The sequence below is a fragment of the Thalassospira sp. ABD4_177 genome, assembly GCF_056160125.1.
The window spans coordinates 163192-177792 of record NZ_JBSWWO010000002.1 but is presented as its reverse complement, the minus strand read 5'-3'; the positions used below and the strand labels follow the sequence as shown (position 1 = coordinate 177792).

Annotated in this window: 16 protein-coding genes; 5 read left to right on the top strand and 11 right to left on the bottom strand. The window is 54.7% G+C overall.

Going from position 1 to position 14601, the window contains the following annotated elements; translation table 11 throughout:
• Nucleotides 1–18: 18 nt before the first annotated feature.
• A complete protein-coding gene (locus ACXAF0_RS13525) occupies nt 19–1377 on the top strand; it encodes a YihY family inner membrane protein (protein ID WP_475346403.1) in 1359 nt (452 codons plus the stop codon).
• 30 nt (nt 1378–1407) lie between these two features.
• On the opposite strand, the gene ACXAF0_RS13520 is transcribed toward ACXAF0_RS13525, so the two are convergent.
• The 3 genes from ACXAF0_RS13520 to ACXAF0_RS13510 form a co-directional block, all read right to left on the bottom strand.
• The gene (locus ACXAF0_RS13520) at nt 1408–2745 is read right to left on the bottom strand and encodes a mechanosensitive ion channel family protein (protein ID WP_475346402.1); all 1338 of its coding nucleotides are present in this window, start codon (nt 2743–2745) and stop codon (nt 1408–1410) included.
• 169 nt (nt 2746–2914) lie between these two features.
• Complete coding sequence (locus ACXAF0_RS13515) at nt 2915–3847, bottom strand: DnaJ C-terminal domain-containing protein (RefSeq protein WP_475346401.1); 933 nt, start codon at nt 3845–3847, stop codon at nt 2915–2917.
• Nucleotides 3848–4065: 218 nt separating this feature from the next.
• The gene (locus ACXAF0_RS13510; protein WP_475346400.1) at nt 4066–4542 is read right to left on the bottom strand and encodes an RT0821/Lpp0805 family surface protein; all 477 of its coding nucleotides are present in this window, start codon (nt 4540–4542) and stop codon (nt 4066–4068) included.
• 146 nt (nt 4543–4688) lie between these two features.
• On the opposite strand from ACXAF0_RS13510, the gene pdxH reads away from it, so the two are divergent.
• A complete protein-coding gene (gene pdxH, locus ACXAF0_RS13505; protein ID WP_475346399.1) occupies nt 4689–5309 on the top strand; it encodes a pyridoxamine 5'-phosphate oxidase in 621 nt (206 codons plus the stop codon).
• Nucleotides 5310–5391: 82 nt separating this feature from the next.
• On the opposite strand, the gene ACXAF0_RS13500 is transcribed toward pdxH, so the two are convergent.
• Complete coding sequence (locus ACXAF0_RS13500) at nt 5392–5700, bottom strand: ArsR/SmtB family transcription factor (RefSeq protein WP_475346398.1); 309 nt, start codon at nt 5698–5700, stop codon at nt 5392–5394.
• A gap of 327 nt (nt 5701–6027) precedes the next feature.
• On the opposite strand from ACXAF0_RS13500, the gene ACXAF0_RS13495 reads away from it, so the two are divergent.
• Nucleotides 6028–6885, top strand: coding sequence for a universal stress protein (locus ACXAF0_RS13495; RefSeq protein ID WP_475346397.1), 858 nt, complete (start codon nt 6028–6030; stop codon nt 6883–6885).
• A gap of 227 nt (nt 6886–7112) precedes the next feature.
• Entirely contained in the window at nt 7113–7298 is a 186-nt protein-coding gene (locus ACXAF0_RS13490) for a hypothetical protein (RefSeq protein WP_475346396.1), read from the top strand.
• Nucleotides 7299–7343: 45 nt separating this feature from the next.
• Here ACXAF0_RS13490 and ACXAF0_RS13485 read toward each other — a convergent pair whose 3' ends face one another.
• Nucleotides 7344–8021: an SOS response-associated peptidase gene (locus ACXAF0_RS13485; RefSeq protein WP_475346395.1), complete on the bottom strand. Its 678-nt coding sequence runs from the start codon at nt 8019–8021 to the stop codon at nt 7344–7346.
• A 204-nt stretch (nt 8022–8225) separates the two neighbouring features.
• On the opposite strand from ACXAF0_RS13485, the gene ACXAF0_RS13480 reads away from it, so the two are divergent.
• Nucleotides 8226–8969 (top strand): SDR family NAD(P)-dependent oxidoreductase, encoded by a 744-nt coding sequence (locus tag ACXAF0_RS13480; RefSeq protein ID WP_475346394.1) that lies wholly within the window; start codon nt 8226–8228, stop codon nt 8967–8969.
• A gap of 26 nt (nt 8970–8995) precedes the next feature.
• Here the strand turns inward: ACXAF0_RS13480 and ACXAF0_RS13475 are convergent, their stop codons facing one another.
• The 6 genes from ACXAF0_RS13475 to ACXAF0_RS13450 all read right to left on the bottom strand — a co-directional run bounded on the left by ACXAF0_RS13475 (nt 8996) and on the right by ACXAF0_RS13450 (nt 14361).
• Entirely contained in the window at nt 8996–9508 is a 513-nt protein-coding gene (locus tag ACXAF0_RS13475) for a GNAT family N-acetyltransferase (RefSeq protein WP_475346393.1), read from the bottom strand.
• 126 nt (nt 9509–9634) lie between these two features.
• The gene (locus tag ACXAF0_RS13470; protein ID WP_475346392.1) at nt 9635–10174 is read right to left on the bottom strand and encodes a hypothetical protein; all 540 of its coding nucleotides are present in this window, start codon (nt 10172–10174) and stop codon (nt 9635–9637) included.
• A 117-nt stretch (nt 10175–10291) separates the two neighbouring features.
• A complete protein-coding gene (locus ACXAF0_RS13465; protein WP_475346391.1) occupies nt 10292–10897 on the bottom strand; it encodes a hypothetical protein in 606 nt (201 codons plus the stop codon).
• A gap of 27 nt (nt 10898–10924) precedes the next feature.
• Nucleotides 10925–12142, bottom strand: a complete 1218-nt coding sequence (hemA, locus tag ACXAF0_RS13460) for a 5-aminolevulinate synthase (RefSeq protein ID WP_475346390.1) — start codon at nt 12140–12142, stop codon at nt 10925–10927.
• Nucleotides 12143–12722: 580 nt separating this feature from the next.
• Entirely contained in the window at nt 12723–13565 is an 843-nt protein-coding gene (locus ACXAF0_RS13455) for a universal stress protein (RefSeq protein WP_475346389.1), read from the bottom strand.
• A gap of 157 nt (nt 13566–13722) precedes the next feature.
• The gene (locus ACXAF0_RS13450) at nt 13723–14361 is read right to left on the bottom strand and encodes a hypothetical protein (protein WP_475346388.1); all 639 of its coding nucleotides are present in this window, start codon (nt 14359–14361) and stop codon (nt 13723–13725) included.
• Nucleotides 14362–14601 lie beyond the last annotated feature (240 nt).

The window sequence follows — 14601 nt, the reverse complement described above, 5'->3', positions numbered from 1 at the left end:
CGTGGGGATAAGCGTTTAATGGCCGAAATTCAGAAATTGCTCGCTGATCGAACGGCGTTTTGGCGTTATGCCTTTATGCGCTTTGTCCATGATAAATCCGTGCAACGTGCTGCCGGGCTTTCCTATACAACGCTTCTGGCGATGGTGCCGTTTCTTGCCATTGCGCTGACCGTGCTGTCGGCTTTTCCGGTGTTTGACCAGTTCAAGGACCAGATCATGGATGTGGTCCTGAACAATTTCCTGCCCGAGACCGGCGCGCAGGTGACCGATTATCTGGGCGGGTTCTTGCAAAATACCGGGCAGATGACGGCCATCGGCACGATTGTGCTGGGGCTTACCGCGGTGATGTTGCTGTCGGCCATCGAAGGCGCGATGAATGATGTGTTTCGCGTCACCAGCCCGCGCAAACTGCTTTCGCGTCTGGTGGTGTTCTGGACGCTTCTGACCGTGGGGCCGATGCTGCTGGGCTTGAGCCTGTCACTCGCGTCCTACATCTTTGCCATGCGCCATCTGGTTGGTGGCGAGGCGCTTGGTGCGCAGATCGGCCAGCTTACTTTTCTTGCGCCATTTATTCTGTCGGCGGCGGCGTTTTCGTTGCTGTTTATCGGCATGCCGAACCGTTCTGTCGAGATCATCGACGGGGTAGCGGGCGGCGTTGTTGCGGCCGTTTTGTTCGAGACGTTGAAAAAGGGTTTTGCGTTCTACGTCACCACCTTTCCGACCTATCAGACGATTTATGGTGCGGTCGCGATTGTGCCGATCTTCCTGTTGTGGATGTATCTGACCTGGATTGTGATCTTACTCGGTGCGCAGGTGGCTGCAGCCCGATCAGAATGGCGAGCGGCACGGGTAGCCGGGTTGATCCCCGATCCACGCGGGGCGGTGCCAGGGCACATGGAACGCATCATCGCGGTTCTGCGGGTTCTGGAATATTTGCAAAACCGGTTTCATGACGGGATCAAACCACCAACCTATCGCCGCATGATGCGTGAATTGAAATTGGGCGGGCGTGATTTGAACTGGGCGCTTGCGGCCCTGCGCCGTGAAAAACTTATTGAACGGTCCGAAAGTCATCGATGGCTGCTTTCGAGCAATCTGCACCGGTTGCGCCTGATCGATTTGATGAGCCGGTTGGGGTTGTTTCTGGATTATGACCGGTTGCTGGTGGTTCCGGCCGATGGCGGCTGGCCGTCATTGATGCGCGAAAGGTTGATCGCGCTTGAGGAAACCCGTGGCAAGGTTCTCGATATCATGGTGGGTGATTTGCTTGATACGCCCAAACCCGATGATCAGGTGCCCGAGCAGGTCAAACCAAGGGACGATGTGCCCAAAGAAACCGAAATAGATCAGAACGATATGGTGCAAACCGTCGAGTAGGTCTTTTGCCTTGCCATGGAGGTTGAGCAATTAGCCCCTTGGGCTTGAGCCAGTATCGACCTGCACCCGGATCTGGGCATCGCCGCTGCGCAGATGCAGATCGCGTTGCGGGAACGGGATTTCGATATTGTGTTCGATAAAGGCATCCCAGACGTTGAGCAAAATCTCGCTCATGATATTGCCGCGGCCGTTCTGCGGATCATTGATCCAGAAACGGATTTCCAGATCGACCGAATTATCGCCAAAGCCGCGCATCAGGGTGTTGGGGCCGGGATTGTCTAGCACGCGTGGGCATTTTGCCGCCGCCTCGTTACACAGCTTGATCGCCAGATGCGGGTCGCAGCTATAGGCAATGCCGACCGGGATTTTAAGGCGCAGCTTGACGTCCGAGTGGCTCCAGTTTTCGACCTGGGTGGTGATCAGGTCTTCGTTGGGGATCAGGAATTCCGTACCATCGCGGGTGCGAACGGCGGTGTAACGCGCACCAAGTGATTGTATCCAGCCAAATGTCTCGCCAATGGCAATCACGTCACCCGGCTTGATGGAACGATCGAGTAACAGGATCACGCCGCTGATCAGGTTGGCGACAATACGCTGCAGGCCAAGGCCGATCCCGACACCAACCGCACCACCAAAGACGGCAAGGGCGGTCAGATCAACACCAATCGTCGACAGGGCAAACAGAACCGCGACTGACAGCAGCACAAGCTTGAGCAGCTTGGCCATCAGAACCTGAACCGAGGGTGTCAGGCGCTGTACCTTGCGGATGCGTTGTTCAAACAGGCGCGAGGCAAAGGATGCCACCCACAGCAACACCGCAAGCGACAAGACGGCCTTGATGATGCCATAGACCGACACGCGGAATTCGCCAACTTCGACTGCCAGCCCCTCAAGGATTTCGATGCCCGGGTCCAGCCAGCCAACGATATTCAGCGCAGCCAGTGTCCAGGCCACGGTGGCAATGGTGCGCGACCAGACCGGATCATTGACGATGGCGGCCGCCAGGCGAATGACAATCCACGCATTAAGCAGGCTTGCCACCAGCCGGATGACATTGTGGCGATAGCCCGCCTGTATGGCGATGGCATCGAGCAGCCAGATCGCAATGACGAGAATAAGCGGAAAGGCGAGGCCGGGGAGAACCTGCGCAAAGCGGCGGAAACCGGCATAGGGGAGAAGCGGTTTCCAGTCTTGAAGTTTCGACAGCAGGGCCGCCAACCGGCCGCGCAGCAAGAAGGCCGGGATGGTGGCAAGGATACAGGCGGCAATCTGGATCAGGATTGGCACCAGCAGGACATTTGCAGATAGCCAGGCGATTGCCTGTTCAAGCCATTGCAGATAGATGTCCGGATCGCTGAGTTGTTCCATCTTGTCCCTGATACCCGTTTCGTTCTTTGCGACAAATCCCGTTAAAACAATATGGTAACACGAAACGTGATTAACAGGCAGCTTGAAGACGCGCGCTGTGAACTGGATCGTTGCTGGGTGGTGTCTGCCCAAGAAAAAAGCCGGCATGTGCCGGCTTTGATTTGATGGGTCAGCGCGTCTCGTAAGGGTGCTTTTCAGACCATTCCTTGATGAACTCGATCAATTCATCATCGCGTTCTTCGGGCAGTTTGACCGTCAGGTGAACATATTGATCACCGCGCTTGTTGCCCCGGTCATAAGGCGCACCCTTGCCACGCAGGCGCAGCTTGGTGCCGCTATTGGCGTTGGCAGGCAGCTTCATATTGACCTTGCCATCGACAATCGGCACTTCAATCGATCCGCCAAGGATGGCTTCGGACAGGCTGATCGCCAGATCGCAATGGATGTCATTGCCTTCACGGCGGAAGGTCTTATCGGGATGAACATGCAGCTTGATCAGCGCATCACCCGCTTCACCGCCATTCATGCCCGCCATGCCCTGACCCTTCAGGCGCAACGTCTGTTCATTTTCGCTTCCGGGGGGGATGCGGACTTCAAGGCTTTTGCCACTGGCGAGGTTGATGCGTTTGGTCGTACCAAGGATGGCTTCAGAAAAATCAAGGCTGAGCTCATAGGATATGTTCGGGCCCTTGACCTTTTTGGGTTTGCGTTCCCCGCCAAAGCCACCGAAACCGCCGCCGCCACCACGGGCGCGTCCCTTGCCGAAAATCTCGTCAAAGATGTCTTCGGCATTGGCACCCGAAAAGCCGCCGAACGGATCGCCGCCGCCAAAGCCACCACCGGCCTGACCGCCGCCACCCCGGGCAAACGGGCTGGTTTCGCGACCATCGGCGTCGATTTCACCATTGTCGAACTTTTTGCGGCGTTCTGCATCGCCCAACAGGTGATAGGCGCTTGATACCTTTTTGAAGCGTTCTTCGATTTTGGCATTGCCCGGATTCACATCGGGATGAAGTTCGCGCGCCAGTTTGCGATAGGCCTTTTTGATTTCGTCCTGACTGGCGGTTTTGGCGACGCCAAGAGTCTTGTAGGGATCCTGCATTTACTGACCGGTTCCAGAAACTATAAGCACGTTGCACTCATTATTAGATCATGCGGGGCAAAAGATGAACCATTTTGCCGCAGATGATCCGAAACAATGGAAAATGGTGGGTGACAGGGTGTGGGGGCGCTGATCACCCAAACCAATGTGCAGATATGAAAAGGCGGCGCTGATCGCAAGGACCGCACCGCCTGTCATTTCAGATTTTTAAAAGACGCTTAGTTCACGACTTTCCAGCTGCCATCCGGCTGACGGCAAGCGGTGCCATAGGCGGTTTCTTCCTGGCCACCGATCATGACCGTCTGCTGGTATTCACGGCAGTAGTCCTGGGTTTTCGGTTCCTGATAGGTGCGGGTCGGGGTGACCGTTCCCTGAACACCGGTATCGGGGTTCTGCCAGGTGGTGGTCTGGCCTGTCGGCGTTGCTTCAAGCGTGCGCTGGGTGCTTTGTGCCATGATGGCGCGGTCAGCATTATCAAGCGATTTGCCAACTTCGCTGCCGATGAAGGCCCCGGCAAGTGTCCCAAGTGCGACACCAACAAGCTGGCCGCTGCCCTTGCCGAACTGCGCACCTGCGACGGCACCACCAACGGCACCGAGAAGCGTACCGGCCGTTTGTTTCTGGCCCTGATCCTGGGCACAGCCGGCGATGAAGGCGGTCATGATGACCGGAATAACGATCTGACGGAATTTCATGTTTAAATTGCCCATCTTGTCTTTACAGTCCCAACCGATATGCTTTGCATATATATACTGATCCAACGTTGTTGCTGCCACCGTAGTTCCGAAATAAATGGATTTCTCGGCAACAAAACCAATCAGCTAAAGGAATTCCTTTCGCAATGAACGAAAAAAATGCGCCAAAAATGGGGCATGAACCCCACGATGCCCCGTTCGAGATGTTCGAAACATGGTTTTCGGACGCCAAAAAGGCGGAATCGGCCTATCCGGATGCGATGACGCTGGCGACTGCTGATGCGCAAGGGCGCCCGTCGGCACGTATTGTGCTGCTCAAGGATTTCGATCCGCGCGGATTTGTTTTTTATACCAACTATGAAAGCCGCAAGGGTGATCAGTTGGCCGAGAACGGCTTTGCCGCCCTTTGCTTCCACTGGAAGACGCTTGAAAAATGTGTGCGCATCGAAGGCAAGGTTGCGAAGGTTAATGCGGCCGAGTCTGATGAATATTTCGCTTCACGGGCGCGGGGCAGCCAGTTGGGCGCGTGGGCATCCATCCAGTCGCGCCCGATGAGTGGCCGGTTTGATCTGGAAAAACGGGTTGCGGAATTTACCGCCAAGTTCGGTCTGGGCAAAGTGCCGCGCCCGGATCACTGGGGCGGTTTCCGCCTTGTCCCCGACCGGATCGAGTTTTGGGCAGAAGGAAAATTCCGCCTGCATGACCGCAAGCTGTTTACCCGCGATGACGCTGATAACGGCTGGGATACCCAGAAGCTGTTTCCGTAAGAGTAGGGAAATATTGCACATAAAAAAGCGCACAGGGCAGAAAAGCCATGTGCGCTTTTTCATGGGAGTAGTATCAGTCTTTTCAGGCAACAGGTTCCGGCGGGCAGAAGGTATCCTGCAAGACTGCAATGATCTTCATGATGTCCGGATTGGCCAGAGAATAGTAAATCGTTTGTGCATCGCGGCGGGTTTTTACAAGCCCTTCACGACGCAGTCGCGCAAGATGTTGCGACAGGGCTGATTGTTTGATGCCCAGCTCATTTTCCAGGGTGCCGACCGACTTTTCGGTATCTCCGAGAGAGCACAGAATAAGCAGCCGCCACTCGTTGCCGAGCGTCTTGAGAAATTCCGCTGCTTCGCGTGCATTCTCGTGTAGTGCGTTATAGTCCATCCGCGAGTAACCCCGTTCTTATGTCCGCACGCCAAGTTAATTGTCTGTCTTGTACGCCCGGTATCCTACCCAAGAGAATAATCGTCCCGATCTCCAGAGCGCCATCGTAATCGCTGGTATTCATGTTACAATCATTTTATGCGCGGTTGAGTGAGAAAACCGAACCGGCACCAACAAAATATAAGAATAATAATAACTTTCGCAAAATTTTGATCTTGAACAAAGATTGTCGAGGTAAAAATCCTCAAGCTGCTCTTGTATATGGTAATCATCAGTCCGGATTTCGAGCAGGTTCAATGACCTGGCGGACAGGCGGGAGTAATTAAAATGGCAATTCGCACAATTTTGGCACCAGTGGCAGGCACGGCGATTGACGAGCGTGTGATGGCAACGGCCTTCAAACTGGCCAAAACATTTGATGCTCATCTTGAAGCGCTGTTCGTTGCTGCCGAGCCGCAGGACGCTATTCCGATTGTCGGCGAGGGCATGTCGGGCCTGATTATCGAAGAAATGATCCAGGCCGCGGCAACCGAAACCGAAAAGCGCGAAGCCAGCGGCAAGGTTGCGTTTCAAACCGCAGTCAAAAACTCCGGGGTTACTGAAACCAACACCCCGCCGGCAGAAGCCAAACCGACCTGCACCTGGCGCAAGGATAGCGGGCGCGAGGATGAAACGGTTGCGCGTCGCGGACGCCTTTTTGATCTGGTCGTGATTGGCCGTGATCCCAGGGAAGCCTCGGCGTCACTGACATTTGATGCTGCCCTTATGGAAACCGGGCGCCCGATCCTTGTGGCCCCGGAACGCACCCCTGCGACAATCGGCGAAAAAGTCATGATTGCCTGGAATGGCGGGATTGAAGCCGCCCGGGCAGTAACATCGGCCATGCCGATGCTGCGCGCTGCCAAGGAAGTCACGATTGTCAGTGTCGGCGAGGTGCCCTATGGCCGGGCATGTGCCAAGGCATTGGCCGAACAATTCAGGTGGCATGGAGTCGATGCCAAGGTTGTTGAAAGTGCCGAGAATGGGCAGATCGCTAATACCTTGATTTCCGAGGCGGAAAAGTGCGGTGCTGATACCATTGTTCTGGGTGCGTACAGCCATTCGCGGTTCAAGGAAATGATCCTTGGCGGGGTGACGCAGGATATGCTGTCAAAATGTGCTTTGCCGCTTTGGATAATGCATTAACGCTTGGGTCAGCTTAAGCGTCTGAAATCGCGAAATTAAATTACCTATCTGATGGTATATTGCTGAAAAGGCGTACTTTTGTACGCCTTTTTTTGTTGCACTCGCGAATAAATCGCGAGAGGGTTACGGAAATAAGAAAGTGATGAAACCCCGCACGGGCGGCAAAACCGACCGTAAAACGAGGCGTTTCGCACAGAGGAAAAGAAACGTCTGACAGGGGAAGTCCCATGTTGTCTTTGCGCGATATTATTGATTTCGCTTCCATGTCCGAAGATCTGGCTCAGGAGCTCAACAATCCGAATGTTGGCCTGCCGGACCTTGGCGCAGTGGTTGCCGGTCATACCGGTCTTGGCGGTGCATTGCGTGCATGCGGTGCAACACCGTGCGCTGCAAACGACGTCGAAAGCGAATAAGCCCATAAAGATCCCGGTCGATCAGGTCGGGGCGTATGGCATGTTTTACTTTGAAAACAGATCAATCTGATTTTTCGTCTGATCGGCTTTGGCCGGGGCGGGTTTTTCTTCCTGCCAGGACAGGACATGATCGGGCAGCGGGCCCAGCATGTATCCCAGTTCCGTAAAATCAATTTGGGGATCAAGCCAGTCAGCCAGATGGTTGGGGCCAATCACGGCGGGCATCCGGTTGTGTATGTGGGCGATCGCGCCTGATGGTGCGCAGGTGATGATCGTCGCCTCGCGCCCGTTTTCAAGACCGGCAAACAGAAACGGTTGATGATCGGGCAGGGTGATGCGGTTCATGTGCTTGGATGCGCCATCCTTGCGCCATTCATACCATCCGCTGGCCGGGATCAGGCAGCGGCGGTTTAAAAGCGGGCGGAAGGTCGGCTTTAGGGCCAATGTTTCAGCCCGTGCATTGATCATCGGACTGTTCAAGCCCGGCACACCCAACCCCCAATAGCGAATGCCAGCCTTGCGATGCGGCAGTATGACCGCAATCGGATCGGTCGGGCGGCGTGTGCCTGTCAGGCTGTCAAAAGCGGCCTCTTCTTCTACCTGCTCGCCATCGGTATCACCACTACCGTCGGGCAGGGGCATGCGAATGATGTCTTCCATCTCCAGACCAAGCTGGACCTGAAAGGCGCGGATATCACTGTTCAGATCAAAGCGGCTGCACATGTTTTTGCCTATTGTAAACGCGCTAAAAACATAGCCTGTTTTGCATGCCTTGCCAAATGTCGACAGGGCAGCCTATATCGCAGTGGTGATTGCAGAAAAATCATGCAGTGCAAGGCTTTTCCTTCGATGGTGAAGGCCTTGGATGCTATAAGAAAGTCCGCAAAATTCTGTTTGCGCGCATATCTCGTGAAGTGAGTAGATCCAATGAGCAGCAATGCCCCGAAAACAGTCGTCCTGACAGGTGCCAGCCGTGGCATCGGTCATGTTACGGTCGGATATTTTGCCAAACGTGGCTGGCGGGTAATTTGCTGTTCACGCGAAGCGCCGCCGCCGAGCTGCCCGCGCAATCCGGCACAGGGGATTCATATTCGTGCAGACCTTTCCAAACCGGCAGAGGTCGAAACCTTCATCAATGAGGCCAACGAGGTTCTTGGCGATGATCCGCTACATGCGCTGGTTAACAATGCCGGTGTGTCGCCCAAGACCCCGTATAAGGAACGTCTGGGCAGCCTGAATGGTGATCTTTCGGCGTGGCGCGATGTGTTTGAATTGAACTTCTTTACCCCGCTGACGCTGGCACGCGGCTTTGCCTCTGCCCTTCATCGGGGGAAAGGGGCGATTTGCAATATCACCTCGATCGCAGGCCACTATGTTCACCCGTTTGCCGGATCGGCCTATTCGACATCAAAGGCCGCCCTTTCGGGCCTGACCCGCGAAATGGCGGTTGAGTTTGCCGAGCTGGGCGTTCGGGTCAATGCCGTTGCACCGGGCGAGATCAAGACAGACATGATTTCCCCGGAATATGAGGCACTTGTACCGCGCATCCCGATGAACCGCATGGGAACGCCCGAAGACGTGGCAGCGGCTGTGCATTATCTGGTCGGCGACGACAGTACATACGTTACCGGCACGGAAATCTTTGTTACCGGTGGGCAGCATCTCTACTGATCGGAAAGGTCAGGTGGGCGGCTGCATCAATCCTGATTGTCAGGTGCAATATAAAAGGCCGGATCGTAATCGACCAGGCCTTGCGGGATTTCATCAACCAATGGGCGTGCCATGAAATATTCATCGGGCACGCCTTTGAGTTTCAGATCAGGCAGGGGCGCAAAGCCGAACCGGCCGTAATAATCGGGTTCACCCAGCACGACGCAGCCATGGGCATCGTCGGCACGCAAATGGCGGATGCCGCTTTGGATCAGTTCGGAGCCAATGCCCATGCCCTGGCGGTCGGGCGTAACGGCAACCGGCCCGAGGCCGAACCAGCCACAGGCTTCATTGTTGATTTTGACCGGTGAAAACGCGATGCAGCCGACGATTTCATCGTCCTGTTCCGCGACCAGGGAAAGGGTTAGGTGACCACTTTTTCTGAGCGCATCGACGATCAGATGTTCGGTCTGCTGACTGTGGGGGGCGGTTGCAAAGGCCCCATCCAGCAACGCGTGAATCGCCGTAATGTCGTGTTCGGTTTCTTCACGAATTAACATTTTCCGTCCCTGCCTGTGACGTTGGGCCTACTTCCTGTAAGCCATCGATCACGACTATAACGGGAAAATGCACAAGGGTCCAAGCTCATTCACATAATCGAGCCAGCAGGTGCGTGAGTTTAGAGCCTAGGCCAAAAGGCTTTTAAGCCAGTCGCGCTTTTGCTCGAGCCGTTTGACTTCCATTTCAAGCCAGCCGGTGAAGTTTTCGGCCTCGTTTGCGTGTTCTTCACGCAGGGCCAGCACACGTTCAAGATCGAGTTCGCAGACGTCTTGCAGGATTTCGATCTGTTCGGTGCCGATGTCATCATCAAGCAGATGCAAAAACCGCATCTTGAGCGCCACGATCAGGCGCGAAAGCTCGCCGGATGTATCGCGCAGGTTGCCTTGCATCAGCTCGATGAATTTTTCGTGCCCGGCATCGGTCAGGCAGAGCTGCGCGTCGGAAAATGCACCGCTTGCGGTATCTTCCTTGACCAGCCCTTCGAGCTTGAGGAGCTGAAGCGAACTTCCCATCATGTCGAGCGACGGTCCCATGATGTGGGACATGAAATGGCGCACCGAATTGGCCAGATCGCCATAGCTGATCGGCTTGTCGGAAAGGGCGAGGGTGCCAAGCGCACAAAGGCGGAGACATTCTTTGGGAAGCAAGGTTCTATCCGAATACATAAGCGGTCCCTGTTTGATGACAGGTCCGACGTTAACGCGAACGGTTCTTAATTGCAAATAATGATTTGGTTCTCGCTAAATATATGGTGATGGATTGGAACTGCAAGGCTTTCGCTGCTAGTTAGCTAGCTGATAGAGGCGATTGCCGCGGGCACTAAGAGATGTTGTCAGGATTCCGTCTTTAACCATTTGGTTAAGCGTCGTTCTGAAAGCTAGTGAGTTCGCAGTGGCCAACTGTTCGTAACCTTCTTGGTTGCTTGCTACTCGCTGTAAACGCAGAGCTGAGATCGGTTTGTTGTTGGAGTCATTCAGATAGTTGATAACCAGTTTTGAAATTCTGTCGTGAGAGAACATGTGCTCCCATCCAGCTGGGTCATCATATTCTTGGAGCCTGTGCTCTATATATTCAAATCGTTTCTCAATCCCGAGACTCACTTCTTCCACTTCTGCGGTTTGTTCTTCAAGTATTTCGCGGAACTCAACGGGCCCAATTTTAGTGAAGATTGAACTGAGACGTTCGTGATTTGCATTGATCAGGAGCGCGCAAACTGCTGACAATATAAGGAAGTACGGTATCCCTAGTTCGGCAGGTGCAGGCATTTGCTCATAGTTAAAAGCGAAGCAAACCACGTAAGCTGCGGAGCCAAAGAAAATGGCCGCGCTCAGCAAATTTACTAAAAGCAGAACACCTTCAGAATAAAGGCTGCTATTGTTTTCGCTCATCCTTGGCTACTTAAATCCCGAGTTGCCTCACGCGACCTTGGAAATGCCAAGCTTGCTCCAGACTGTGAGAAGCGAGTCGATCAAGTGATCGATCAGCTCGTCATTATGCAGCGGGCCTGGTGTAAAGCGCAGGCGCTCAGTCCCGCGCGGCACGGTCGGGTAGTTGATCGGCTGGACATAAATGTCATGTTCGAACAGCAAGCGGTCGCTGGCTTCCTTGCACATGGCCGGATCACCGACCATCAGCGGGACGATGTGGCTTGGTGCATCCATGACCGGAAGGTCGGCTTCGCGCATGCGTGCGCGCAGGGTATCGGCGCGTTCCTTTTGGGCAAGACGTTCGACATTGCTTTCCTTAAGGTGGCGCACCGATGCCAGTGCGCCGGCCGCAATGCTCGGCGGCTGGGAGCTGGTGAAGATGAAGCCGTTGCCGAAGCTGCGCACGAAATCGACGATTTCCGGCTTTGCCGCAATATAGCCACCAATCACACCGAAAGCCTTGGCAAGGGTGCCCTGGATGATGTCAACGCGGTCCATGACGCCATCGCGTTCGGCAACACCGCCGCCGCGCGGGCCATACATGCCAACCGCATGCACTTCGTCGAGATAGGAAATGGCGTTGTATTTTTCGCAAAGATCAAGGATCTGACCGATCGGGGCGATATCACCATCCATCGAATAAACGGACTCGAACGCAACGATCTTGGCGCGTTGCGGCCCAAGTTCCTTGAGGATTTCCTCAAGATGGGCGACGTCGTTATGTTTCCAGATGCGGCGTTCCGCCTTGGAGTGGCGCATGCCTTCGATCATGGAATTGTGGTTTTCGGAGTCGGAAATGATCACGCAATCAGGGAGCTTTGAGCCCAGGGTCGACAGCGTGGTCCAGTTCGCGACATAGCCCGATGTCATCAGAAGGGCTGATTCCTTGCCGTGCAGATCGGCGAGCTCACGCTCAAGCGCGACATGCAGATGGTTGGAACCCGAAATGTTACGTGTCCCACCGGCACCGCCACCCTGACCGGTGATGGCGGTTTGCATGGCCTCAAGCACCTTGGGGTGTTGGCCCATGCCAAGATAATCGTTGGAGCACCACACGGTGATTTCACGCGGGGCTTCGCCGTTATCGGGGTGATAAAGCGCCTTGGGGAATTTTCCGACAATACGTTCGAGATTGGCGAATACACGATACCGGCCTTCAGCTTTGAGGCCTGCCAACGCATCTTTGAAGAAGGTGTTGTAATTCATACTTGTTTCTTTCGCCTGTCTCTTTGCAGTGTCACGCAAGTTCAAAACAGCGGTGGCATCACAAAGCTCTGGTCTCGTCCAGATCAGCGAACTGCTGTGCTGGACATATCCTCCGGCCTGACCGGGTCTTTATGGCTTCCTTATCGACCATGCGGATCGATATGGCATTGACCCTTGTCAAAAATTAAAGCGATTCCAGTCTTCTTAGGAACCATCAGATCAGAGAAGGCGATCCATCTCTCTTGTGTCGATCTCTTTTCGGAGCACGCCCCGTTTTGCGGTAAGACCCAATTTGGCCCGATTGGTTCCATTTGGCAAGGATTCGAACAACTTTTGCGCCACAATTAAATCGTTCTCATCCATCGGAAAAATCAATCATGACAGAAATTACATATGTTTTTCAATATGTATTCATAAGCATGATCACATAAATTCAATGCTAAATTTTGGAATTTGTATTCGTAGCGCAAGCTTCTCGTCAGAATTTTTTGTGGGTGCTTTGACGGCTAGATAGCTGATTGCCAAAGAAAAAACCGGCTGGAAATTCCAGCCGGTTTGGCAGATTGGAGGTCTTTGTTTTTTAGTGCGACATCAGGACCGGAACGGTCATGTGGCGCAGGAGGTGCTGGGTGACACCGCCAAGCATCAGTTCGCGCAGACGTGGGCGGCCATACGCGCCGCAGACGATCAGGTCGATGCTTTCATCGGCGGCGCGCGAGAGCAGAAGATCGCCGACACTGATGCCCGATGCGTTCATGGTTTCTTTCTTGGCGTTCACGCCATGGCATTTTAGGCGTGCGCCAATATCAACACCGGGAACCGGCATAGTGTCACGCGCACCTTTGTTCGGGTCGGCACACAGAACCAGCGCGGATTTTGCAGCCTCGAGGAACGGCATGCTGTCATTCATCGCGCGCACCGCTTCACGATAGGGCTTCCAGGCAACCATGACGCGTTCGCCAATGGTTTCGAACTTGCCGACATACGGCACGACCAGAACCGGCGCGCCAGAGGTCAGAATGGCTTTGTCCGGCATTTCCGAGACAGAGCACGGATCGGAGCTGTCCGGGTTGTGCTGACCCAGAACCGTCAGGTCATGGTGGCGGGCATACATCGCGGTGGTATCGGCAATTTCAGATGCCGGGCAGGAGGTTTCCTGCCAGCTGAAGGCAACACCGGCTTCATTGCAGGCAGCTTCGAAATCGGTGCGCGCCGCCTTGGCGGTTTCGGCCATCGCTTCGCGCTGCTGATTGATGATTTCTTCGGTGATCTGGACTTCCATGAAGCGCGGAATTTCAGGATAGGGCAGCAGGAAAAGACCGGTAAGGTGCGCATCCTGCGCCTTGGCAACTTTCAACGCCACATTCAGGCGTTCCTTGCAGGCAGCTGAGGTGTCGATATGGACAAGAATATCCCGATACATAATCCGATCTCCATTCGGTAGGGGGCATGGCGCAGACCCGAAATGTTTCAAATCGCTCCGGACCTTAACGTCGGATCAAACCATACCGTCGGCGCGGGATGGTTTCTTTGCTCTATCTCAAATTAAATTATTCCAAGTTGTATTTTGACGCTAAATGTCAGCCGTCTGCACCCGGTTCGGTCATCGGAATGGTTTTTTCCATGGTCGGCGTATCGGCATTGGCCGGGTCCTGCATGGTCGGGGCCAGGGACGGCTGGTTTGCTGTCGGGGCAGCAGGCGCCATGGTTGGCGCAGGTGTCGGCGCCGGTGTGGTTGACGCCGGGGTGTTGGTATCCATCGCGGGCATGGCTGGATCATCTGCGGGGATATTGGTTGGCATCTGCATCGCATCACCTGACATCAGCGACAGCGTTTTATGGAGTTGCTGGGACAACGTGCTCCAATTGGTTTGAAGCGTCGTGCAGGCCGCGGCATCGCCGGTCTGACAGCGTTGCGCCATGCGATCGAGAATGCCAAGGGCAATCCGTGCTTCGTCGATCTGCTTCTGGCGGATGTCATCCAGCGCCTTACGGTTGGGATCTTCCATCATGACCAGATTGTCATTTTCCGGCGTGGATGCGGGCATTGCGGCGGTAGGGGCCGGGCGCGCATTCTGGGACGGTGCACCCCACGGGGTGACAATGGTGTCGGAACTGTTGGAAATCGTGACCGGTTCCTCGACCGGGGCCATGCAGCCAGACAGGGCAAGCCCCAGGGCAAGTGCAGGCAGGCATTTGGCAATCTTGCGCATCGACATGCGGTGTTCCTCCGACCGGTGGCGGGTATGCCGTGGTCACGTCAGTTTGTTGTCCCGAACTTTGTCACAGTTGCTGCTATGACTTTGCTTTTGCTTCTATTTAGGTTTTATGCCTCACATATTGAACCGACTTGCCTGATCTGTCCAGAAAAGCCCCGATGACAATCGCCCATACGCAAAACGCCCGCCGAAGACCGGCAGGCGTTTTGGAAAAATCATTGCAGCCACAGGCTGCGTGAA

Bases quoted from the DNA above. Each gene is read 5' to 3' on its own strand.
- ACXAF0_RS13525 (WP_475346403.1), top strand. From the start codon at position 19: ATGGCCGAAATTCAGAAATTGCTCGCTGATCGAACGGCGTTTTGGCGT.
- ACXAF0_RS13520 (WP_475346402.1), bottom strand. From the start codon at position 2,745: ATGGAACAACTCAGCGATCCGGACATCTATCTGCAATGGCTTGAACAG.
- ACXAF0_RS13515 (WP_475346401.1), bottom strand. From the start codon at position 3,847: ATGCAGGATCCCTACAAGACTCTTGGCGTCGCCAAAACCGCCAGTCAG.
- ACXAF0_RS13510 (WP_475346400.1), bottom strand. From the start codon at position 4,542: ATGAAATTCCGTCAGATCGTTATTCCGGTCATCATGACCGCCTTCATC.
- pdxH (WP_475346399.1), top strand. From the start codon at position 4,689: ATGAACGAAAAAAATGCGCCAAAAATGGGGCATGAACCCCACGATGCC.
- ACXAF0_RS13500 (WP_475346398.1), bottom strand. From the start codon at position 5,700: ATGGACTATAACGCACTACACGAGAATGCACGCGAAGCAGCGGAATTT.
- ACXAF0_RS13495 (WP_475346397.1), top strand. From the start codon at position 6,028: ATGGCAATTCGCACAATTTTGGCACCAGTGGCAGGCACGGCGATTGAC.
- ACXAF0_RS13490 (WP_475346396.1), top strand. From the start codon at position 7,113: ATGTTGTCTTTGCGCGATATTATTGATTTCGCTTCCATGTCCGAAGAT.
- ACXAF0_RS13485 (WP_475346395.1), bottom strand. From the start codon at position 8,021: ATGTGCAGCCGCTTTGATCTGAACAGTGATATCCGCGCCTTTCAGGTC.
- ACXAF0_RS13480 (WP_475346394.1), top strand. From the start codon at position 8,226: ATGAGCAGCAATGCCCCGAAAACAGTCGTCCTGACAGGTGCCAGCCGT.
- ACXAF0_RS13475 (WP_475346393.1), bottom strand. From the start codon at position 9,508: ATGTTAATTCGTGAAGAAACCGAACACGACATTACGGCGATTCACGCG.
- ACXAF0_RS13470 (WP_475346392.1), bottom strand. From the start codon at position 10,174: ATGTATTCGGATAGAACCTTGCTTCCCAAAGAATGTCTCCGCCTTTGT.
- ACXAF0_RS13465 (WP_475346391.1), bottom strand. From the start codon at position 10,897: ATGAGCGAAAACAATAGCAGCCTTTATTCTGAAGGTGTTCTGCTTTTA.
- hemA (WP_475346390.1), bottom strand. From the start codon at position 12,142: ATGAATTACAACACCTTCTTCAAAGATGCGTTGGCAGGCCTCAAAGCT.
- ACXAF0_RS13455 (WP_475346389.1), bottom strand. From the start codon at position 13,565: ATGTATCGGGATATTCTTGTCCATATCGACACCTCAGCTGCCTGCAAG.
- ACXAF0_RS13450 (WP_475346388.1), bottom strand. From the start codon at position 14,361: ATGTCGATGCGCAAGATTGCCAAATGCCTGCCTGCACTTGCCCTGGGG.